Below are 20,360 nucleotides of genomic sequence, written 5' to 3' on the forward strand. Positions count from 1 at the left end.
AAAGAAGGTAAATAATATGCAAAAAAAGTATGATTCAAAGGTTACTATCGAAACCATTTTAACTGTTTCAACCAAATTATTTTTAGAAAAAGGTTTTGATAAAACCAGTATGCGAGATATTGCAGAAGCAGCAAATGTGTCAAAAGGTGCCATTTATCATCATTTCAAATCGAAAGATGATGTTATAAATGCTGTAACAAAAAGGCAAACTGAAGCTACAAAAGGGACAATGAAGCTCTTACTATCCCAAACAAGCTCTCTGAGCGGAAAAGAACAATTGTCACTTATTTTAGAAAAGACTATTGAAAATCAAGAAATTCATTATTTAGATGATGCCATGGTTTCAAAAATGAAAAGTGCAGAATTTGTTATCTCCTACATGAAAGATTGTGTAAATAACGATGCTCCTTTTCTTTCTAAAATTATTCAAAAAGGGATTGATGATGGATCTATTGTTACAAAATATCCTGATGAATGCGCAGAAATCTTTTTGCTATTATTAAATGTGTGGTGTGACCCTGCGGTATTTACTTGTGATGAAGAGAAGCTATTAACACGATTAAATTTCTTACAAACCCTAATGGCTTCTCTAGGCATTGATGTATTGAATGATACGCTCATTGAAAAATTCATGAACTTATTGCACAGATTATATTTTAAGGAGGGTAACAATGAAACATAATTTAGCAGTCGAAACAGACAATCTAACCAAAACCTTTGATAAAAAAGAGGTTATCAGAGCTTGCAATATTCACGTAGAAAAAGGAAGTATCTACGGATTTCTAGGAGCAAATGGAGCTGGAAAAACAACTGTATTTAAACTACTGTCCGGGCTACTCATACCAACAATGGGCAAGATACAAATCTTGGGATTAGATATTGGAAAACAGCGAAATGAAATCCTATCAGAAATAGGCACCTTAATTGAAACGCCTGTATTTTATGAACATTTATCAGCCGAGGAAAATTTACAAATCCATCTCTCCTATATGGGAAAAGAAGGTAAAGATTGTGTCTCTGCTTTGCAAAAGGTTGGGCTAAATAACACTGGAACCTTGCCAGTATCTAAATTTTCTTTGGGCATGCGACAACGTTTAGCAATCGCGCGAGCCATTGTCCATGAACCAGAACTACTCATCTTAGACGAACCAATAAATGGTCTGGATCCTATGGGAATCAGAGAAATGCGAGAATTATTCTTGCAACTAAAGAATGAACAAGGTATGACCATTCTAGTATCTAGCCATATATTAAGTGAAATAGAACATATTGCAGATACTATCGGTGTCATTGTGAATGGCACCGTTGTAGAGGAAGTTAGCTTGTCTGCAATAGAAAATCAATTCCCAAATGGACTGGAAGACTATTTCTTCAATATCATGAGTGGGGGTGAAAAAATTGTTTAAATTGATAAAATTAGAATTAAAAAGAAATAATATCAAAACATATGTAATTGCAAGTAGCGTTACCTTTATTGTAATGCTTGGCTTTATTTACTTGTTTGCATATGCCCCTCAAATAAATCCAGACCCAGATCTACAAATATTTGCAGGATATCCTAAAATTATTTCCTTATTTTCAACACTAAGTATGGCTGTCTTCGCAACACTCTCTGCCACCATGTGTACACGGTTTATCATTGATGAATACAAAGATAAACGAGCTATTTTATTATTTTCCTACCCTATCAGAAGAGATAAAATATTATGTTCAAAATTAATGGTTGTCTTTCTTTTTACGCTCATGGCAATGGTATCTTGTAATGTGCTAGCCTTTGGCATATTTGGCATCACAGAGTCCATTAGTCCTTTGGTTGAAGGCACATGGACTGTCTCTCTTATGATGAGAGCAATCAAAATAACAATCATCATGTCCATGATAGCAGCATCAACTGGGATTATAGCTGTAGGTATTGGTTTTTTGAAAAAATCTATACCAACTACCATTTTGTCGGCTGTCTTTCTTTCCTCTTTATTTTGTAATATCCTGTTTAGTTTTATAGGAAATAGCAATAAAAATGATGTAGCCGCTCTTATCTTAATGTGCCTTACTGTTTTGGGTGGAATTGGTGTGTCATTGTTGCTTACTAAAAAAATAAACCATATGGAGGTAGAATAATGGAACGGACCTTAGATAATACAGTTAATACTGTGCTTGAAAGCATTTTTGGTAAAAACGGTTTGCAAATCAATATGATTTTTGGATTTATCATCTTAGTAGTAGGAATAGGCATGTTTTTATTTTCAAAAAACAACTCGTCTTCCAAAAAGCGAACAATTGGATGGATTTGCATTGGATTAGGCTGCTTAGGAATTATCAGTGGTATCATTCAGTTATTGTTATAATTATTCTTAGTTACTTTCAATTTTCCAAGAGATATCCACGTCAAAAGAATAAATCCTAACATTTAAAAATATTAAAACACACAAATATATATTTGTGTGTTTCTTCTATCTGGATTATTAACTCAATTTTCTTCATCAAACAGGTTCTTCAGTCTAGCAAAAGGGCTCTTGCTTGCTTTTTGCTCTTCTTGCTGGCGGCGGTATTCTTCCTCGGTCATGACCTGCCAGTCTTGTCCCACTGGAAAATCCTGCCCTGCTTCTTCCTCAGCCGTCAAGACCTTAAGCGGGATATTGAGCAAGATATTATCCGCTACACTTTCTGCCAGATCAATCTCATCGCCCTCAAGCCCCAAAACGAGGTCATCATCAATCAAGTCTTGGCTGATCTTCTCGCCATGATTTTCCATGAAAATCTCATTGACCAAGTAAGTTTCCTTGCGCTCAACAGGCTCCATGCTGCGGCTGGACGCCAGAGTAATCGTGTAGGACAAATCATAGTCTAAAAAGTAAAGACCGTCCTCATACTGAGCCTTGCCTCTTGCAAGCACATCGCGGATACCCAAAATTTCAGGGTTACGCCCTTTTAAATCAGCAACTAAGTCAAAATTCACTTCAAAGTCTAGTCCATCGGGGTTCTTACGAATTTCATGAATATTTAGCATATACTTTTCCTCCAATATTCCTTAAACCATTATAGCATTTTCTTTCTGTTTGTGCGCCTTTCTTTGCAACTTACCCTGCCGTTTTCTACCAGTCACTTTCCCTTTGACACCACTTGGCTAAAAGACCTTGAAAACCCTGTTATACCCCGCTATAATGGTGGCAATAAAGCTTTTAGGAGAACAATTTATGAATATATACATTGAAAAGAAAAGAATTACTCTCACATCAAGTGAAAGTCGAATTGTTAAGCGAACCATAAAGAGTGATATTCGTCAGGTTTGGGAATTTGTCACACAGGGTAAAAGGTTTCAACTCAAAAGTCCTAGCCTCGCTAAACAACTTGTCAAAAAATATTCAGGAGATAAAGCAGATGAAACTATTGATTAAAAATTCACTTTTTCGTGTCATAGCTCTTTCTCGCTTTTTCAACTACTTAGGAGCCTCTATTTACAATCTTGTTTTTGTAGTTTTTGCAGCAAGTCTGCCCCATGCTAAATTCGCAGTTGGAACTGCCAATATTATCTTACTTGCTCCTATCCTTTTTACTGTTTATGTCGGTAAGCGGGCTGACCAAACGCACGAAAAAGGGTACTGGCTGATTGCCACAGGCTACATTCAAGCAATATTGTTTGTCCTTGTTGCAATGCTGACTTATCAAAAAAGTCTAATCGCTTTTTCCTTTGTTTGCTTAATTAACATCATCTCAGATATTCTCAGTGACTACCGCGGCGGTTTGCAAATGCCTATTTTCCAGAAAAATATTCCTGAAGAAGATCGTATGGAAGCCTATAGTTTTACTCAATTTCTCTCTATCATTTGTTCTATTTCGGGGCAAGCTCTGGGAGTATGGCTACTCGCCATTAGCAATCAAAATTTCTTTTTCGTTGCCTCTATCAATGCCCTAGCTTTCCTGCTTTCTTCAACTGTCCTCTATTTCTACCGCAAACAGCTAACTCATGCACCTGTCACTGTCAAAAAATTAGAGAAAAAGACTTCTTTCCTTACTCAAGCTAAAGAAATTTTTAAATTGGGCGAAGAAATTTTCCAAAAAGAAGAAAAAAGCAATTTTATACTGCTCCTAGCCAGCATTGCCATTATTAATGCCTTGGGTGGCAGCTTAAATGCCATCTTTAACCTCAGCCTTTTAAATCGTCCTTTCTGGAATTTCACTTTCAGTCAATCACTATTTCTCATTCAAGTAGTAGTCATGGCAGGTATGGTTCTCGGAAGTCTCACTCCCAGAGACTACTTTGCTAAACTCTCCGTCGCCCAAATTGTTTTATGGGCAATCCTTCCCATTGTTCTTATTGGATTAAATCAAATATTTTTTGGTTCTCAACTAATTACTCTTCTTTCCACCATGTTCCTCATGTATCTGGCAGCGAAGGTCAATCCCAAGCTCAATGCTCTTCTTCTCAACAGCCTTCCTTCTGATGTTCTCGCACAGACCAGCTCTTTTTTATCCCTTCTCTTTAGTCTCTCCCTTCCTGTCGGAACTACTCTTTTTACAGCTCTTGCTGTTTGGAATATGACTATTTGTTGGACTGTATTTACTCTACTAGGAGTACTCGCCCTTGGACTTGCTTGGAAAAACAGATAAGAAAACTCTCCCAGTTATGTCATTAGGAGAGTTATTTTTACATATTTTTCAAACGTTCAATCCGCTCACTAATCGGAGGGTGAGTGTGAAAAAGTTTTTGCAAACCACCTGGCTTTTTAGGGTCATTGATATAGAGAGCTGCACTAGCATCATCAACCTTGCGATGCATGGGCTCACTTCCATCTAACTTTTGCAAGGCATTGATCATACCTTGTGGATTACGAGTCAGCTCAACACTGGAGGCATCAGCTAAAAATTCCCGCTGGCGCGAAATAGCCAACTGCACCAAAGTTGCCGCTAGAGGAGCAAGAACAATGACTATCAAGGATAACAACAGCATGATGATTCCTAAACCACTGCTGCTATCACGATCATCATTGCTTCGACGTCGGCTGCCACCACCAAACCACATCATGCGTCCTGCGATACTGGACAACATCGTCACAGCACTTGCTAGAGCTACTGCAATCGTTGAAATTCGAATATCATAATTACGAATGTGACTCACTTCGTGTCCAATAACAGCTTCTAATTCTTCACGATTCATCATATTCAACAGACCTGTTGTCGCTGCTACTGCAGCATTTTCAGGTTTTGAGCCTGTTGCAAAAGCATTGGGTGATGAGTCTTCAACAATATACACTCGTGGCATAGGAACTTGGGCTACCATTGCCATATCTTCTACCACATGATAAAGATCAGGAGCCTCAGCTTCCGTGACTTGTCGAGCACCATTCATGGACATGACAACCTCGGTAGACTGAAAAATCATGCTAAAAGCATAAATCCCTCCAATGATAAAGGCAATCAACACTCCGCCAAGAATCGAATCGAACCACAAATAGCCAACTGCAGCACCAATAATCGCTAAGAGAGCAAAAAATGCAATCAAGAGAACCCACGTTCGTCTTTTATTACTAGCAATTTGATCAAAGAGCATATTAGTCACCTAAACCGCTAAAATCAACTTTTGGTACGGATTTTTCTTCCTCTGGAACAGCCAAGAAATCTGCTGGCTTAAAACTGAACATTCCAGCAATAATATTACTTGGAAATGTTTCTAACTTCACATTATAATTACTTGTTACACTATTATAAAGCTGACGAGAATACGAGATTTTATTTTCAGTATTAGTTAATTCTTCTTGCAATTTTACAAAATTTGTACTTGCTTGTAATTCTGGGTAATTTTCTGCAACAGCAAAAATTCCTGAGATCTGACGCGTCAAGGCATCACTTGCTTTCATAGCTTCTGCTGGAGTTGTTGCAGCAGCCACCTGCCGACGCAGTTCTGTTACTTTTTCAAACGTTGATGCTTCATATTTGGCATACCCTTTGACCGTTTCAATCAAATTTGGCAACAAGTCATTTCGACGTTTCAATTGAACATCAATCTGACTCCATGCTTCTTTGGTTTGCATGCGGCTTTTGACAAGACCATTGTAACTAGCAATTACAAACAGCACTAGTACCACTACAATAGCTAAAATAATCATCCACATAATCATTCTCCTTTAAATTTATTATAGACATTATACCAGAAAAATGAAAAGAATAAAAATTTAGACTTCTTCAAAAGAGAAATTTTAAAGATTCTCTTCTGATTATTTGGTATAATAGAAACAAGAAGATACAAGTAAGGACAAATGATGACACCCGAAGAATTTTATGAACTCTTAAAACAACACCAGATTGAACTCACAGACCGACAAAAGCAGCAATTTGAACGCTATTTTGAACTGCTCGTTGAATGGAATGAAAATATCAACCTGACAGCTATTACTGACAAAAAGGAAGTTTATCTCAAGCATTTTTATGATTCCATTGCGCCAATTTTACAGGGATTGATTGACAATAAAGGCATTAAACTGCTGGACATTGGAGCTGGAGCAGGTTTTCCGAGTCTTCCGATGAAAATCCTCTATCCAGAGCTAGATGTGACGATTATTGATTCTCTAAACAAGCGTATTCTGTTTTTAAATCACTTGGCTGACGAATTAGGTCTGGAAAAAGTTCATTTTTATCATGGTCGGGCAGAAGATTTTGCTCAAGATAAAGACTTTCGCGCCCAGTTTGATATTGTCACTGCACGCGCTGTTGCTCGTATGCAGGTCTTAGCCGAGCTGACCATTCCCTTTCTTAAAGTTGGTGGTCGCCTTTTAGCGCTCAAAGCCAGCAATGCTCCTGAGGAATTAACGGAAGCAAAAACCGCGCTTAGCCTTCTTTTCAGCAAAGTCGAAGAAAACATTCATTACCAACTCCCCAATGGCGACCCGCGGTATATCACGGTTGTTGGCAAAAAAAAAGAAACTCCCAATAAATACCCGCGCAAAGCAGGGATGCCTAATAAACGGCCGTTATAAAAAGAAAAGCCAACCATTTAATTGGTTGGTTTCGTTTTTATCTGCCAACTTTTCGGCTGCGATGTTGGTAATGCTTATAAAGTGCAGCATAGCGTCCGTGGTATTCTGTCAGCCAAGGCTTATCTCGACCGCAAAAGTGAAGAAAAACGGTATTCTCAATCATCCAATCCAAGTCCCACTCTCCTTTACTCCGAGCATAATACAGCACATTGTAGCGTGCATCATAATTATACAATTCATCTGGAATTTGAATTGTCAAATGCCCATACAAGGCATTTAGCACATCTTGATCCGGTAAAAAGAGTTTAAAACTATTTTGAGCAATGTATTCTAAAATCTTTTCTCGTTTCACTTCTTTTCGAATGGCGGTCAAATTCATAAGCAAAACGCCTGAATTATAATAACTTTCTGCCTCAAAATTTTGTAAGCGCAGCTTATTGACTAAATCTGTCATATTGTCATCTGATCCATGACTAGCCGCAGCATACAAAGAAGCTCCCAACTCCATTTCATAAAGAGGACAAATGTCGTTCAAACATAAAATATCTGCATCCAAATAAAGAATCCGATCCAAATCTTGAGGAAGGTATTCATGTGCCAGCAAGCGATAGTAGATTGTTTCTGGATACCGATCAGTACTTGGAGCATCTTCAAAAGCTTTTTCACCAATCACGACTGGTTCATAGATGATCCCTAGTGCCTCACAAAATTCCTCAATCTCCACATTCCTTTTTAACAATTGTTTTTGCAAGACAAATACATGCAGCAAAGCTGACGGTGTATTCAAATAAACTGAATACAAAGTCGTTTTAAATTGCTCTACATAGCGATCATCAATTGAAAACAAAAGGTTTATTTCTGTCATACTCTCCCCATTCTATCTCATCTATTCTTCTCGAAAAACAGGCTGCGCTCCAAACGTTTGTGAAACAGGCATGATTTCAATCCGGTTGATATTGACATGAGGAGGCTGTCCAACAATCCAAGCAACAGTATTGGCAATATCAACTGGCTGAATAGCATGAGCTCCTTCATACAACTTTTCAGCTCGTTGATCGTCCCCTTTAAATCGGACATTTGAAAATTCTGTTCCCTCACAAAGACCGGGTTCAATGTTAGTAACACGAATATGATGTCCTGCCAAATCAGCACGTAAATTCAAAGAAAATTGCTTCACGAATGCTTTACTAGCTCCATAGACGTTGGCACCTGGATAAGGAACCGTTCCAGCAGTCGAACCTAGATTGATAATCAATCCGCTATCTCGCTCTACCATTTGCGGTAGGATCTGACGTGTTAGATAAACCAAACCAATAATATTGGTCTGAATCATCGTCAGCCAATCTTGCATATCTGCTTCATAAGCCTTGTCTAAGCCCAATGCCAGACCTGCATTGTTGACCAAAATATCAATCGTTCGCCAATCCTCTGGCAAATGTTCTAAAGCCTGATCCACGCTTTTTGTATCCGACACATCCATTTGAAGCGGATAAAAGTTCGCAAAGCCCAATTCCTGCTGAAGTTGCGCTAATTTTTCTGATCTTCTCGCTGCTCCAATCACTCGGTGACCTTCTGCCACCAAGCGACGACAAATAGCTTCACCAAAACCAGCTGAAGCTCCTGTTAACAATGCAATCATTTTCTTCCTCCTATGTACATTTCAATTTTCGTTTATAGCCAAGGATTGTAAAAGCGACCGTGATTAACAAAAAAGAGTAAAAAACTGAGTAGTAAAAATAAAATAGCCAGCAAAATCACTTCAATATCCAATCTCTGAAAAGCCTGATAAGTGTACCAAGTCCGCTTTTTATTTTTACCAAAACGCCGCAATTCCATGGCTGTTGCAATCGTATCAATCCGTTCCAGTGAGCTAAAAATCAATGGAATAATGATTTGCAGGTTCCCTTTGATACGCTGGCTTAATTTTGCTTTTTTGGACAATTCCAGTCCACGCGCTTCTTGCGACATTTTGATCAGGTAAAATTCCTCCTGCAAGTCAGGAATATAGCGCAGCGTCAAACTGACAGAATAGGCAATTTTATAAGGAATTCCGATTTGATTCATACTGGACGCAAACTGACTAGGGTGAGTGGTCATTAGAAAAATAACTGCCAAAGGAATGGTACAGAGATATTTCAAGAACAGATTAAACAGATAAAAGATTTCCTGCGCAGTTACGGTATAACTGCCTAATCCGCTGAACCAGACCGTCTGTTGGCCATAAATCTCCACTCCGTACTGAGGAGCAAACAGATAAACCATGATAAGATTCAAAGCGGCAAAAATACCTGCAAAAGCCAAAACAAACGATACATCTTTAAAATGAATGTTCGAAACTCTAAAAAGAAAGAGTGAGCCAATCGCAATGACCAACAGCAAGCGAGTATCGTAACTAATCATCGCTGCAGTTGATACCAAAATGAAAAACAGTAACTTACTCGCTCCGGATAGGCGATGCAAAAAGGTCGTTCCCGCATGGTAACCAATAAGTTTTTGCTGATTAAGCATGGCTTTCCTCCCTTTCTTGCATATAAAATTCTGTTAAAGCTAGTGGATTAACGTTTAATTTCTTAGCCAAGGAAAAGATAGACGTTTCCTTAAGGTTCGCTGCATGAATCAAAGTCTTATCTGTCAAAACTTCGGCCGGTGTTTTGTCTGCCAAGATCTTTCCGTCTAACATCACAACCGCACGGTCAGAATAATCCAGCATCAGCTGCATATCATGCGTAATCATGATAATCGTATGCCCTTTTTGGTTCAACTCATCTAAGAAATTCATGATTTCTGTATAATTGCGTTGATCTTGGCCAGCCGTTGGCTCATCTAAAAGGATAATCTCTGGATTTAACACTAAAATCGAAGCAATGGTCACCCGCTTCTTTTGCCCAAAAGACAGAGCAGAAATGGGCCAATGCCGAAATTCATATAAACCACAGTTTTTCAGCACAGCCAATACACGCTCTTTTATCTCATCTTCTGCAATCCCACGCAGCTTCAATCCCAAGGCAACTTCATCAAAAATCATGGTTGTTGAAATCATCTGATTTGGGTTTTGCAAAACGTAACCAATCCGTTCTGCCCGCTCTTTAATGGAGTCGCCTTTGATGTCTCTTCCCTGCCAAGTATAGCTTCCTTCTGTTGCGATAAACTGGCAGAGCGCTTTGGCTAACGTGGATTTTCCAGCACCGTTTTTCCCGACAATGGCAATTTTTTCGCCTTTAGAGATTGTAAAATCAATATCTTGTAAAACCTTTTTCTCACCGTAGGCAAACTGGACATTTTTCAACTTCAGCAAATCATCCTGGGCCTGTGATTTTTGAATAGAGACTTTTTCACCCGAAAACTGAACAGTAGAGACATCTATCTGAGCTAAATTTGCTAACTGTGCAGAATTTTCCAGCTGAAAACCAAGCTGACGCAAGGTGGTCAGATAAAGCGGCTCTCGAATCCCATTTTCGGCTAATAACTGCGTATGCAGCAGGTCATCAGGACTGCCGTTAAAGAGAATTTGTCCGTCATTGATGAGGACGATTCGATCAATAGACCGATACAGCACATCTTCCAGACGGTGCTCGATAACAATCGTTGTTGTTCCTGCTTCCGCATGAATCTGATCAATCAGCTCAATCGTATCCTGTCCCGACTTCGGATCTAAGTTTGCCAAAGGTTCATCAAAGAGCAAAATCGGACTTTCGTCAATCAGCACCCCGGCCAAACTGACCCGCTGCTTCTGCCCACCAGATAAGTCTTGGGGACGCTGGTGTAACAGCGATAACAAATCCAATTTCTCCGCCCACAAATGCACCTTGTCTTTCATCGTCGGCAAATCCATCATATCATTTTCCAAAGCAAAGGCCAAATCTTCTGCAACACTCAGTCCGATAAACTGTCCGTCCGTATCTTGCAAGACAGTACTAACAAGATTGGACAAGTCATAAATGCTGCTGCCAAACGCAGACTTACCTTGAATCCACAGATTCCCAGTCATTTCTCCATGATAAATAGTTGGAATAATGCCATTTAAGCATTGTCCAAGAGTGGACTTTCCCGAACCAGAAGGACCGACTATCAAGACCTTTTCTCCCTCATAAATCGTCAAATCAACATTTTTCAAGGTTGGTTCTGTCTGTGCTTGATACTGAAAACTAAAGTTTTCAAATTGAATAATTGGTTTTTTCATAGCATGTTCTCTATAAGGCAAGGGCAATTTGCATTGCCAAGTTAGCCACTTTGTCTTTCTCATCTAGGTCTGCATGATTGGCTAAATTGCGCATATCCCAGGCTTCTTCTGACAAGTGATTCGCCGCATAAAAGAAATGGCAAACGGAAATCTCACGAAAAGCTGCCAAAGCTGCAACCGCCGCACATTCCATATCTACACAAATCGCTCCCGCATCTTTTCGCGTCCGAAGTTTCGCAGCCGTTTCCCGATAAATGCCATCTGTCGTCCAAACTTTTCCAACTGTATGAGAAATTCCTTTATCAGCTAAAAATGACCGTAAAAAATCCCGCAAACCGACATTTACTTCTACCTCATCAGAAGCCGGCAGATAATGATAACTGGTCCCTTCATCACGAATCGCAGTATGGGGCACGATAATAGATGTTTCCCTAATATCCTCATCCAAAACCCCACAAGTCCTAAAGAGAACCAGCTTCTTCATTCCAAAGGCAATCAAATCTTCCAAAATCGCCACACAGGCAGATGCCCCAACTGGTGCATTAAACAGAGCTATTTCTCTTTCTTCCACAAAAACCTTGTAAATAGGAATCTCAATATTTGCCATAGAAGTAGAAGCTAGCAACTCATGCTGAAAATCAGCCAGCATGCGCTTAAAGGTCTCACGAGCAAAGCAAGATACTACTGTTTCTGGAAAATCCGGCAACGCCTCGACCAAATCTTCTGGATTGATAATCGCCTGACGATTTTCATCAAATTCCTCTAAAATCATCCACTTCTCCTCTTGTACTTACTCATTCTATTGTAGCATAAAAGAAAATAAGATGAAAATCAATTTTGAAGTCTGCGAACATTACCGCTAAATTAAACCTTGAACGTGAAAAAGAATCTGACCAAACAACAAGCGTTCAGCTTCTTGCCAACCCTACACGGTTAATGAGAACATGTGATAATGGTTAAAATGCTCGATTCGGTCGACGGAGCAAACAAGAACTCGTTTCTTCTGTCCGAGCCTCGGATAACATGAATCAAAATCAGTTTGCTCTGTCCGAACCTCGGATAACATGAACTAAAATCAGTTTGCTCTGTCCGAGCCTCGGATGACATGAACCAAAATCAGTTTGCTCTGTCCGAGCCTCGGATGACATGAACCAAAATCAGTTTGCTCTGTCCGAACCTTGGATGACATGAACCAAAATCAGTTTGCTCCGTCCGACCCTCGGATAACATGAACTAAAACTAGTTTGTTCCGTCCGACCCTCGGATGACATAAACCAATACCAGTTTACTCCGTCTGACCCTCTGACAGCTTACCCAGACAATATTTTCTGCATTAGGTACTTTCTTAAACCTAAAAAGGAAATGAAAAGCTCAATCACAGCGCGTTTTACCATTATAAAGCAAGGCAGGGAGCATATTGTCCCTGCCTCTGTATCTGTATCATAACAATGAACTGTTTCTCTCCCAAAAGAATTCCATCCTCTTTTATTCAGAATCTTCTATTTCCATATCAATCTTGTCTCGACGGTGTTGATTGTATTTATTTAAAAGCCAATTGAACACATCCAGCAAGCAAAACAGCTGCTAATTCATCAACATAACTTTCTATTGGAGAATCAAGAAAGAAAAACTTGATACTGATTGCAATTATCAAAAATACCAGTAAAAATCGAAACGCATAGGCTTCAGCCTTGTATGTCCCTTGCCGAATACGCTCGTCCTTTTCGCCGCCAAAACAATCCTTTATTTTGCTCATGATTCATCTTCTAAATCCGCTAAATATTTCTCAAATCGCATCTTCTGCCATTTTCCAATAACTTCTAGTATCAGATTGAACACTATCATGATTGGAAGGTAAATCAGAAACGTAATCGGAATCACAACTAAAAACTTGGCATGCAATGGATTATTCTGATAAACAGTATGATTGATTTGAAAATTCTGCACCAAAATCACAACCGTCACCAAAGCCGTCATTGCCATAACACCCCAAATAGTGAAGGTGAAACTATTAAAATAATTAGCTCCTAGCCGCCGGCAACTCTCCAAAAAGTATAGGAATGCAATGAGACTTGAGAACAGGAATAGCTGTGTATAGACCTTGCCCGAATGGATAAAAATACTTCCAATATAAAAGGTAAGATTACTAGCCATCAGAAAACTAAAAGCTTCCATTCCTGCTTTATTGACCAGTTGCTCTTCTCGCTCATCCAAAATCTGACGTTTTATGAATTTCATCTGCTCTCCTTTGCTATTCTTCTAATTGTCTCTGACGTTTGGTGTTCAACCAATCAACTCCTCTATCCAAAAGACAAGAAACCAAAGCAATCGTCACTAGAATAACTAAAAATTTTAAAATTGAGTGCTGATTCAAATATAGCTGTATTTTAGAGAACTTGCCAACAAAAGAAGCAGATAAAATAATGAATGCCACCGTAAATCCGTTTACTAAACGACTTTTCAATCCTTTTTCTGAATCATACTGACGAATTGCCAAACCAAGCTTCCAAGAACGAATAAGCGCATAAAGCTCCATTCCTACTATTATCACAATTTCCGGTAGCTACGCTGCAATTGATAGATGTAAAAATGTCATTTTAATAAAGATAGATGTCAACAACAAGATAACCGCTAAAAAAGCAATCTCATTACCTAATTTTTGTTCCATCTGTATCGTTCGCTCATCTTGAAGGACTCGTTTCTTTTTAATTTTCATTTTTATTTTCCTCCCAAAATAATTGATCTAATGTTTTATCCAATCGTTTACAAATTGCAATACAGAGACCGAGACTAGGATTGTATTTCCCCGCTTCAATTAAACCAATCGTTTGTCGCGTGACACCAATCGCATCTGCCAAATCTCTCTGGGTCAAATCATGCTCGACCCGAGCCATTTTTAGTTTAAGATTTTTTGCCATTCTCTTTATCCTCTGAGTCAGAACCATTTTTCTTTGTAGCGTGCAGAGTGAAATCATGAGTTAAGCAACTAAAACTGAGACTCATGAAAATAAAAATCTCTTACTTTTTGAATCATTTTCATGATCCACTCTCCTTCTTCACTACTATTACACACTATATTATATAAAATGCAATATATAAATTACATTTTGTGTGATATTTTATTGAAATTAAAAATAAAAAAGCTGGAACAAACATCTCCAGCTTCAAAGCATACTGTGCAATAAACCAACAACGCAGTGGTGAGAGTAGGAAGAATCATTTTCAAACCTTCACTCCGTCTCATTCTCGCTTCATGTCACTAATCTTTTTTCAAACTTCCTGATTTGATTTGCGTGCGGGCATAAGCTAGCAAAAGCACTGTTCCCGCAATGGCAACGGTCAAACCATTAGAAATCGTTGCAACAACACCTTGGACAAACACCTTGTTTGCAGGCTCATTGTAAATCAAAATATCACCAAGCGGGGCGATGACAATCCACACCACAGCATTGGCCAACAATTGAATCACATTAAACGATACAATATCTTTTGCTTCAAAAATACCTTGTGTAACACGGATTCTTTTCCGAAACAGTCCAACAATCAAGCCAAACAAACCACTGGCAATGACCCATGACCACCAAGGATTTCCATATTGCAAAGAATCTTTTAAGGCATGCCCGATGAAGCCCGTTAAAAATCCAACCACTGGACCAAAAATCACACTAAACAAGGCCTGCAAAGCATACTGCAATTGAATGCTGGTATTTGGCACAGGAGTTGGAATACTAATCATTCCAATAACGACGAAGAGAGCTGCACCAATCCCCGTTGCGACAACACTTCTTATTGAATTATTTTTCATAATAATCTCCTTTATTATTTATTTTTCAATCCGCTTGATTTCAATACTCCATTGCGCTCCGACTCCTACATTATAGGCCTTCGCAAAAGACCCCTGATTGATAGCAAGACCAACACGATAAAGAGAATTGATATACAAAATCGGCTGACCAATCCGTACATCCGCAAAAGATTTCCCATAAGTCACCTGGTTCTGATAGACCAGCATATCGTTATTATAAATCGTGACCTCAAACCGATTACCAAATTCAGGACTAAGAGTATAAAATTCCTCACGTGTAATAGACGTCCATAGCGAACCAAAACGAACATCTAAAATATCAATAGCCCCACTAACAAAATCATTCCCAATTGTCGTTTCCACAACAGGAATTTCTACAATTTCAGCTATACTTAATTCTGGGCCCACTTCTTCAAATGTAATGTGTCCGCTTGCTAACTTCGCACCAGTATAAGCATAAACATCTCGGCCATGAAACGTGTAAGAATGTTCCGTATTCTTCCGCCGGTTTTCCACTTCCGAAATCTCACGAATCGCAACAATTCCCACATGTTTCTTGATAAACGAAAGCGTTCCGTTATTTGGCGTGACAATATACTGATTTTGTACAGTTTTGGCAACCACGCTTTTACGCTTAGAACCGACACCTGGATCCACAACGGATACAAACGTTGTCCCTTCCGGCCAATAATTCACCGTTTGAAACAAACGATAGCTTCCCTCAAAAATATTATAAGGCGTAATATCATGAGTCAAATGATGTATTTTTAACGTTGGGGATTCCTCTAAGGCCACACCGACCATTGCTGATACAGCCCCATCTACCAAACCAAAATCTGACTGTAATACCAGTAAATTATTCTGCATTTTCTCTCCTTTATTACACTTATATCATAACATAAATTAAGTTTCTTATCCATATCTATTTTTTATCACGTTGATAAATACTCTCTATAGCTATTTGCCCATATCCCCCAATAACTAAATACAGAATAGCTACTTTAACAAAAAATATCATTCTAATTCAAACTTGGTACAAATCTCTAATATTAAAAAATAACATTAACCCGTGGTGCTAGTTAAACTCAAAACACCATAAAAAGCCCATTTGGACTATACTGTAAGTGACGAAACAAACAGGAGGTTGTCCCAATGAGCCACTTACAGTATACCGCTAAATCCCATCATTTACAATGGAATATGAAGCAATTATCCAAAATTTGTCATCAGCTTTATCGGGATTATTACCCTGATTCATTGAAGCATCGCCGTAATGTCAGCTTGTCAAAAGTTTCGGATGAATCTCTATTAGTCTTACTGCTCTTGCAAGCTGAACTAAGAATCAAATCCCAACATCATTTTCACCGAATCTGCCAACTATTTCCCTGTGGTCGACTGCTTGAAAGAAGTCGCTTTAATCGTCGCTCAAGACAGTTGATTTGGTTGCTACAACTCATTCGACAGGCGATGAATGACCAAATCTCCTCCGATACGATTGCCATCGTAGACAGTTCTCCCCTACCACTTTGTCAGTCTGTTCGTAACCATAGAGCAAGTATTTTCGAAGGATTGGTAGACATTGGCTACAATGCGTCAAAACACCAGTGGTTTTACGGTTTCAAAGTTCACATGCTCGTTACCTTATCTGGCTATATTCTGAACTATATTGTCACCTCAGCTTCTGTTCATGATATCAAAGCGGTGGAGGATTTATTGGAAGGCTGCCAACAATCTGTGATTTTAGCAGATTTAGGGTATCTCAGTCAGGCTCTTAAAAATCGGTTGAAACAGAGAGGGTATCACTTATGGACCCCACTGCGTCAGAACATGGAAGGAGCGAGCCAGCATAACAACTGGAGATTACTGGCTATGAGGCGAACCATTGAAACGCGCTTTTCTGAGTTATGTGCTCTCTTTGATATGGAACACACCTTCGCCAGAGGAGTAGCTGGACTACAGTTGAGGATTGAACAAATCCTATTGGCTTATAATTTGAGCTATTTTGAGTTTAACTAGCACCATGGGTAACATTACTATTAAAATATAATAATTTCTAACATAATATTTATAAAATTTCAGATCTCTCCAGAATGTAACATATGATTCAAGAAATTGATAACAAATCAGCCAGCGACATTTGAATATAGAAAAGAAAAGCAAATTGTTTCACCTCTATTCAATATTCGCTGGCATCTCCCCGCTACAATTATATTGAACAAAAAGAAAAAGAGCCTGAGACAAAAAGATTTCTCAGCTAATAAAAGAGAGAGCCACATTTTGAACTGGACCCCAAAAGTTAGACAGAAAAAAATCTAACTTTTGGGGTGTTTTTATTATGAAATTAACTTATAAAGATAAAGTTCAGATCTATGAACTTAGAAAACAAGGGCGCAGCTTCAAAGAGCTTTCAAATATATTTGGGATAAAAATTACCAATCTTCAGTACATGATTAAATTGATTGATCGTTATGGAATGGAAATCGTCAAAAAAGGAAAGAATTGTTACTATTCACCTGAACTAAAACAAGAGATCATTGATGAAGTTCTACTTGAAGGTCGTTCACAAATAAGGGTCTCTCTAGATTATGCTCTTCCAAGTGTTGGAATGTTGCCTAATTGGATAGCACAATATAAGAAAAACGGGTATACTATTGTTGAGAAAACAAGAGGGAGACCGCCTAAAATGGGACGTAAACCAAAGAAGAAACCCGAAGAGATGACAGAGCTAGAGCGACTTCAGGAAGAATTAGACTATTTGAGAGCGGAGAATGCCATTCTAAAAAAGTTGAGAGAACTCCGATTGAGGGACGAAAAGGATCAAGAAGAAAAGCAGAAATTGTTCAAGGATTAGTGACAGAGTTTGCCTTAGAGATTCTTCTAAAGATTATTAAGCTAGCTCGTTCAACCTATTATTACCAGCTAAAGCAACTAGATAAAAGCGATAAAAATCATGATATTAAAGCTGAAATTCAAGCTATTTTTACTGAGCATAAAGGAAATTATGGTTATCGCCGAATAACACTCGAATTAAGGAATCGTGGTTTTGTAGTGAACCATAAAAAGGTCCAACGTCTGATGAAGGCTCTTGGTTTAAGTGCTCGAATTCGTCGTAAACGTAAGTATTCTTCCTATCAAGGAGAAGTTGGCAAGAAAGCAGATAACCTTATTCAACGCCAGTTTGAAGCATCCAAACCAATGAAAAAGTGCTACACAGATGTGACAGAGTTTGCCATTCCAGCAAGCAGTCAAAAGCTCTACTTATCGCCAATCTTAGATGGCTTTAATATCGCCTATAATCTTTCTACGTCACCGAATTTGATACAAGTGAAAGATATGCTAGAACAAGCCTTCACAGAGGAACATTACGAGAATACCATTCTTCATAGTGATCAAGGATGGCAGTATCAACATCAGTATTATCATCGTTTTTTAGAGGATAAAGGAATCCAACCGTCCATGTCACGTAAAGGAAACAGTCCAGATAACGGTATGATGGAGTCCTTCTTTGGTATTCTTAAGTCTGAGATGTTTTATGGTTATGAGAAGACGTTTCACTCACTTGAGCAATTGGAACAAGCTATTGTAGACTATATTGATTATTACAACAACAAACGGATTAAGGTAAAACTAAAAGGACTTAGCCCTGTGCAATACAGAACTAAATCCTTTGGATAAATTAATTGTCTAACTTTTCGGGGTCAGTACATTTGGTGTAAGTCTCTCTTTTAGTTTTTAGTTAATTTCTTGTTATATTTCAGTAGGTTATTGGCCATGAGAACCAAGCCCATGTCAATTTTAACCTGACGTCTGCCTCTGAGATTACACCGTTTGTACCCCAAACAAGCCTTTATCTGACCAAAGACAGGTTCCACATCAACTTTACGTTGGGCAAAGATGTGACTGCCTTCGTCAGATAAAAGCACTTGGCTTTCTTTTCGTTTTAAGACTTGATATCGCTCATTGACATAAAGTCCCTTTTGCGGAGCCAAGTCAGGTTGTTCTGCCTTATAAACCCTGATTTCCTGCTTGAAACCTATCGTGGTATGGCTGTGTTTGAGATGGTCAAACTGGTATACCCAACCCTCTGGATGGGTGTAGGAATCAGCTGTTCCATCGTAAGTCCAGTTAGCCAAATTCCTATTAGATTCTTTGTGTTTTTTCTTCTGTTCCTTGTCAAAAAGACCATATTTAATCAAGTGGTCAACGCCCATCCTATCCAAGGTGAGAAGATTCTCCTCGCTACCATAGCCCGCATCGGCGACAACCGTTTTTAACTCATGTGGATACGTTTCTAAAAAAGGCAAGAGCGTTCTGGTATCTGTTGGATTTGGATAAATGTCATAGTGAAGGACGAACTGATTTTCAGTAGCGATTTGTAGGTTGTAGCCAGGTTTGAGTTGTCCATTTCTCATAGGATCTTCTTTCATTCTCATGAAAGTCGCATCATGATCCGTCTTAGAAAAACTCTTTCGACCTTGGAAGGTCTCTTGATAAATCTCGTATTTTTCGGCCCGCACTGAAAAATCATCCTTGACTTTACGCAGGACTTTCTTGAGCTTGCGGCGTTTGGTCTTACGCTCGTCCTTACCTTTAACTGGTGTTTCCTCAATGTCTTGGCTCAGTCCAGCCAATTCTTCTTCAAGAAGTTGAGCGAACTCAGTCAACTGTTCTGAGGAGATGGACTCTTGTGTATCCAGTTCAATGGCTTGATGGATAAGAGGGGTGATTTCTTCTTGGAAATAGACCTGCATCTGTTCTTGAAGTTTAGCGGAGAATTTCTCTGTCGCTTTCTTCCAAACGAAACTATACTTATTGGCGTTGACCTCAATCTTAGTGCCATCAATGTAGAGACCATCAAGTGTTACCAACTTTTCCATTTTCAACTGAAGATTGAGCTCGATAAAGAGTTCTCGCAGCAGATTTTCCATCCCGGCAGCTACACGGAAACGGTTGATGGTCCGGTAGCTGACAACCAACTGCCCTGTCAAGTACTGCATGGCTAGATTTTCTGCCATCATCTTTTCAATCTTACGGCCAGAGAAACTTCCTTGGGAATAAGCAAAGAGGAGGGCAGACAGAAGTAACTTTGGGTGATAGGAAGGGCGACCAAAATCATGTAGAAAGACTGAAACTGACCGGCTTTTAGTGTATTGACGACCTTTTCGATAGTGAAGACGATGTGACCTTGGGGCAAGACATAAGCAAGTTCTAGTGGCAAAGTTGTCTGATTTGTGTTATAGTGAATGTGCATGAGATAGCCTTTCTAAATGGTTTATTAAGCAATTCTATTTTACCAAGACTATCGCAACCATGCAAAAAGCAACGGCAAAACCGTTGCTTTTTTTTGATAGAATCGAGACATTATTGTCCCAGGCTCCAGATGTTAAAAACTAACACCTATTTC

General features: G+C 38.9%; 21 protein-coding genes and 5 pseudogenes. 10 read left to right on the forward strand and 16 right to left on the reverse strand.

The features are described 5' to 3' along the window. Positions 1-16: 16 nt before the first annotated feature. The 4 genes from SanJ4206_RS07230 to SanJ4206_RS07245 are packed head-to-tail and all read left to right on the forward strand — an operon-like array spanning position 17 to position 2,345. Entirely contained in the window at positions 17-682 is a 666-nt protein-coding gene (locus SanJ4206_RS07230) for a TetR/AcrR family transcriptional regulator (protein WP_003029929.1), read from the forward strand. Next, a complete protein-coding gene (locus SanJ4206_RS07235; RefSeq protein WP_003029928.1) occupies positions 672-1,406 on the forward strand; it encodes an ABC transporter ATP-binding protein in 735 nt (244 codons plus the stop codon). Before SanJ4206_RS07230 ends, SanJ4206_RS07235 begins: the two co-directional genes overlap by 11 nt. Further along, positions 1,390-2,118: an ABC transporter permease gene (locus SanJ4206_RS07240; RefSeq protein WP_003029927.1), complete on the forward strand. Its 729-nt coding sequence runs from the start codon at positions 1,390-1,392 to the stop codon at positions 2,116-2,118. The genes SanJ4206_RS07235 and SanJ4206_RS07240 overlap by 17 nt, the downstream gene beginning before the upstream one ends. After that, a complete protein-coding gene (locus tag SanJ4206_RS07245) occupies positions 2,118-2,345 on the forward strand; it encodes a hypothetical protein (protein WP_003029926.1) in 228 nt (75 codons plus the stop codon). The genes SanJ4206_RS07240 and SanJ4206_RS07245 overlap by 1 nt, the downstream gene beginning before the upstream one ends. A 122-nt stretch (positions 2,346-2,467) precedes the next feature. Here the strand turns inward: SanJ4206_RS07245 and SanJ4206_RS07250 are convergent, their stop codons facing one another. Beyond that, a complete protein-coding gene (locus tag SanJ4206_RS07250) occupies positions 2,468-3,007 on the reverse strand; it encodes a DUF177 domain-containing protein (protein WP_003029925.1) in 540 nt (179 codons plus the stop codon). Positions 3,008-3,194: 187 nt separating this feature from the next. On the opposite strand from SanJ4206_RS07250, the gene SanJ4206_RS07255 reads away from it, so the two are divergent. Further along, positions 3,195-3,395, forward strand: a complete 201-nt coding sequence (locus SanJ4206_RS07255) for a hypothetical protein (RefSeq protein ID WP_003041551.1) — start codon at positions 3,195-3,197, stop codon at positions 3,393-3,395. Then, a complete protein-coding gene (locus SanJ4206_RS07260; protein WP_003029922.1) occupies positions 3,379-4,608 on the forward strand; it encodes an MFS transporter in 1,230 nt (409 codons plus the stop codon). Before SanJ4206_RS07255 ends, SanJ4206_RS07260 begins: the two co-directional genes overlap by 17 nt. Before the next feature lie 37 nt (positions 4,609-4,645). Here the strand turns inward: SanJ4206_RS07260 and htpX are convergent, their stop codons facing one another. Next, complete coding sequence (gene htpX / locus SanJ4206_RS07265) at positions 4,646-5,548, reverse strand: zinc metalloprotease HtpX (protein ID WP_003029919.1); 903 nt, start codon at positions 5,546-5,548, stop codon at positions 4,646-4,648. Between the two features lies 1 nt (position 5,549). Next, positions 5,550-6,110 (reverse strand): LemA family protein, encoded by a 561-nt coding sequence (locus SanJ4206_RS07270; RefSeq protein ID WP_022525077.1) that lies wholly within the window; start codon positions 6,108-6,110, stop codon positions 5,550-5,552. A 147-nt stretch (positions 6,111-6,257) separates the two neighbouring features. Between SanJ4206_RS07270 and rsmG the strand changes: the two genes are divergently transcribed. Beyond that, positions 6,258-6,971, forward strand: a complete 714-nt coding sequence (rsmG, locus tag SanJ4206_RS07275) for a 16S rRNA (guanine(527)-N(7))-methyltransferase RsmG (RefSeq protein WP_037608037.1) — start codon at positions 6,258-6,260, stop codon at positions 6,969-6,971. A gap of 37 nt (positions 6,972-7,008) precedes the next feature. Here the strand turns inward: rsmG and SanJ4206_RS07280 are convergent, their stop codons facing one another. The 12 genes and pseudogenes from SanJ4206_RS07280 to SanJ4206_RS07330 all read right to left on the reverse strand — a co-directional run bounded on the left by SanJ4206_RS07280 (position 7,009) and on the right by SanJ4206_RS07330 (position 15,823). Then, on the reverse strand, positions 7,009-7,836 hold the full coding sequence (locus tag SanJ4206_RS07280) for a glycosyltransferase family 8 protein (RefSeq protein ID WP_003029914.1): 828 nt from the start codon (positions 7,834-7,836) through the stop codon (positions 7,009-7,011). A gap of 21 nt (positions 7,837-7,857) precedes the next feature. Beyond that, on the reverse strand, positions 7,858-8,610 hold the full coding sequence (locus SanJ4206_RS07285; RefSeq protein ID WP_003029913.1) for an SDR family oxidoreductase: 753 nt from the start codon (positions 8,608-8,610) through the stop codon (positions 7,858-7,860). Positions 8,611-8,642: 32 nt separating this feature from the next. Beyond that, a complete protein-coding gene (locus SanJ4206_RS07290) occupies positions 8,643-9,479 on the reverse strand; it encodes an energy-coupling factor transporter transmembrane component T family protein (RefSeq protein WP_003029911.1) in 837 nt (278 codons plus the stop codon). Further along, positions 9,472-10,275: pseudogene (locus tag SanJ4206_RS10090) on the reverse strand (energy-coupling factor ABC transporter ATP-binding protein); the annotation flags it as partial. The pseudogene SanJ4206_RS10090 and the gene SanJ4206_RS07290, both read right to left, overlap by 8 nt. A 24-nt stretch (positions 10,276-10,299) precedes the next feature. Continuing rightward, positions 10,300-11,151 (reverse strand): annotated as a pseudogene (locus tag SanJ4206_RS10095) (ATP-binding cassette domain-containing protein); the annotation flags it as partial. A gap of 10 nt (positions 11,152-11,161) precedes the next feature. After that, positions 11,162-11,923, reverse strand: a complete 762-nt coding sequence (locus tag SanJ4206_RS07300) for a nucleoside phosphorylase (RefSeq protein WP_003029909.1) — start codon at positions 11,921-11,923, stop codon at positions 11,162-11,164. Positions 11,924-12,691: 768 nt separating this feature from the next. After that, complete coding sequence (locus SanJ4206_RS07305; protein WP_003029907.1) at positions 12,692-12,907, reverse strand: DUF6773 family protein; 216 nt, start codon at positions 12,905-12,907, stop codon at positions 12,692-12,694. Further along, a complete protein-coding gene (locus tag SanJ4206_RS07310; RefSeq protein WP_003029906.1) occupies positions 12,904-13,389 on the reverse strand; it encodes a DUF6773 family protein in 486 nt (161 codons plus the stop codon). Before SanJ4206_RS07310 ends, SanJ4206_RS07305 begins: the two co-directional genes overlap by 4 nt. Before the next feature lie 13 nt (positions 13,390-13,402). After that, positions 13,403-13,867 (reverse strand): annotated as a pseudogene (locus tag SanJ4206_RS10065) (DUF6773 family protein). Further along, positions 13,857-14,069 (reverse strand): helix-turn-helix transcriptional regulator, encoded by a 213-nt coding sequence (locus SanJ4206_RS07320; protein WP_022525079.1) that lies wholly within the window; start codon positions 14,067-14,069, stop codon positions 13,857-13,859. The pseudogene SanJ4206_RS10065 and the gene SanJ4206_RS07320 overlap by 11 nt, the downstream one beginning before the upstream one ends. Positions 14,070-14,410: 341 nt before the next feature. Then, positions 14,411-14,959 (reverse strand): ECF-type riboflavin transporter substrate-binding protein, encoded by a 549-nt coding sequence (locus SanJ4206_RS07325; protein WP_326845526.1) that lies wholly within the window; start codon positions 14,957-14,959, stop codon positions 14,411-14,413. Between the two features lie 15 nt (positions 14,960-14,974). Continuing rightward, the gene (locus SanJ4206_RS07330; protein WP_003029899.1) at positions 14,975-15,823 is read right to left on the reverse strand and encodes an SAM hydrolase/SAM-dependent halogenase family protein; all 849 of its coding nucleotides are present in this window, start codon (positions 15,821-15,823) and stop codon (positions 14,975-14,977) included. A gap of 285 nt (positions 15,824-16,108) precedes the next feature. On the opposite strand from SanJ4206_RS07330, the gene SanJ4206_RS07335 reads away from it, so the two are divergent. Then, the gene (locus SanJ4206_RS07335) at positions 16,109-16,972 is read left to right on the forward strand and encodes an IS982 family transposase (protein WP_037607457.1); all 864 of its coding nucleotides are present in this window, start codon (positions 16,109-16,111) and stop codon (positions 16,970-16,972) included. A gap of 319 nt (positions 16,973-17,291) precedes the next feature. Then, positions 17,292-18,631, forward strand: a protein-coding gene (locus SanJ4206_RS07340) for an IS3 family transposase (protein WP_100069415.1) whose coding sequence is annotated in 2 segments (ribosomal slippage) — positions 17,292-17,724 and positions 17,724-18,631 — 1,341 coding nt in all. Because the reading frame shifts where the segments join, the coding sequence is not laid out codon by codon here. A gap of 50 nt (positions 18,632-18,681) precedes the next feature. Here the strand turns inward: SanJ4206_RS07340 and SanJ4206_RS07345 are convergent. Continuing rightward, positions 18,682-20,174 (reverse strand): annotated as a pseudogene (locus tag SanJ4206_RS07345) (IS1182 family transposase). Here SanJ4206_RS07345 and SanJ4206_RS09980 point away from each other — a divergent pair. Continuing rightward, positions 20,168-20,350: pseudogene (locus tag SanJ4206_RS09980) on the forward strand (hypothetical protein). The pseudogenes SanJ4206_RS07345 and SanJ4206_RS09980 overlap by 7 nt on opposite strands. The last annotated feature ends 10 nt before the right edge of the window (positions 20,351-20,360 follow it).

This window comes from Streptococcus anginosus (assembly GCF_001697145.1).
In the GTDB taxonomy this organism is placed as follows: Bacteria; Bacillota; Bacilli; order Lactobacillales; family Streptococcaceae; genus Streptococcus; species Streptococcus hominis.

Coding starts and splice junctions, on each gene's coding strand:
- SanJ4206_RS07310 (WP_003029906.1), bottom strand. CDS start 13,389: ATGAAATTCATAAAACGTCAGATTTTGGATGAGCGAGAAGAGCAACTG.
- SanJ4206_RS07300 (WP_003029909.1), bottom strand. CDS start 11,923: ATGATTTTAGAGGAATTTGATGAAAATCGTCAGGCGATTATCAATCCA.
- SanJ4206_RS07250 (WP_003029925.1), bottom strand. CDS start 3,007: ATGCTAAATATTCATGAAATTCGTAAGAACCCCGATGGACTAGACTTT.
- SanJ4206_RS07255 (WP_003041551.1), top strand. CDS start 3,195: ATGAATATATACATTGAAAAGAAAAGAATTACTCTCACATCAAGTGAA.
- SanJ4206_RS07285 (WP_003029913.1), bottom strand. CDS start 8,610: ATGATTGCATTGTTAACAGGAGCTTCAGCTGGTTTTGGTGAAGCTATT.
- SanJ4206_RS07330 (WP_003029899.1), bottom strand. CDS start 15,823: ATGCAGAATAATTTACTGGTATTACAGTCAGATTTTGGTTTGGTAGAT.
- SanJ4206_RS07260 (WP_003029922.1), top strand. CDS start 3,379: ATGAAACTATTGATTAAAAATTCACTTTTTCGTGTCATAGCTCTTTCT.
- SanJ4206_RS07230 (WP_003029929.1), top strand. CDS start 17: ATGCAAAAAAAGTATGATTCAAAGGTTACTATCGAAACCATTTTAACT.
- SanJ4206_RS07335 (WP_037607457.1), top strand. CDS start 16,109: ATGAGCCACTTACAGTATACCGCTAAATCCCATCATTTACAATGGAAT.
- SanJ4206_RS07245 (WP_003029926.1), top strand. CDS start 2,118: ATGGAACGGACCTTAGATAATACAGTTAATACTGTGCTTGAAAGCATT.
- SanJ4206_RS07290 (WP_003029911.1), bottom strand. CDS start 9,479: ATGCTTAATCAGCAAAAACTTATTGGTTACCATGCGGGAACGACCTTT.
- SanJ4206_RS07235 (WP_003029928.1), top strand. CDS start 672: ATGAAACATAATTTAGCAGTCGAAACAGACAATCTAACCAAAACCTTT.
- SanJ4206_RS07270 (WP_022525077.1), bottom strand. CDS start 6,110: ATGTGGATGATTATTTTAGCTATTGTAGTGGTACTAGTGCTGTTTGTA.
- SanJ4206_RS07305 (WP_003029907.1), bottom strand. CDS start 12,907: ATGAGCAAAATAAAGGATTGTTTTGGCGGCGAAAAGGACGAGCGTATT.
- SanJ4206_RS07280 (WP_003029914.1), bottom strand. CDS start 7,836: ATGACAGAAATAAACCTTTTGTTTTCAATTGATGATCGCTATGTAGAG.
- htpX (WP_003029919.1), bottom strand. CDS start 5,548: ATGCTCTTTGATCAAATTGCTAGTAATAAAAGACGAACGTGGGTTCTC.
- rsmG (WP_037608037.1), top strand. CDS start 6,258: ATGACACCCGAAGAATTTTATGAACTCTTAAAACAACACCAGATTGAA.
- SanJ4206_RS07320 (WP_022525079.1), bottom strand. CDS start 14,069: ATGGCAAAAAATCTTAAACTAAAAATGGCTCGGGTCGAGCATGATTTG.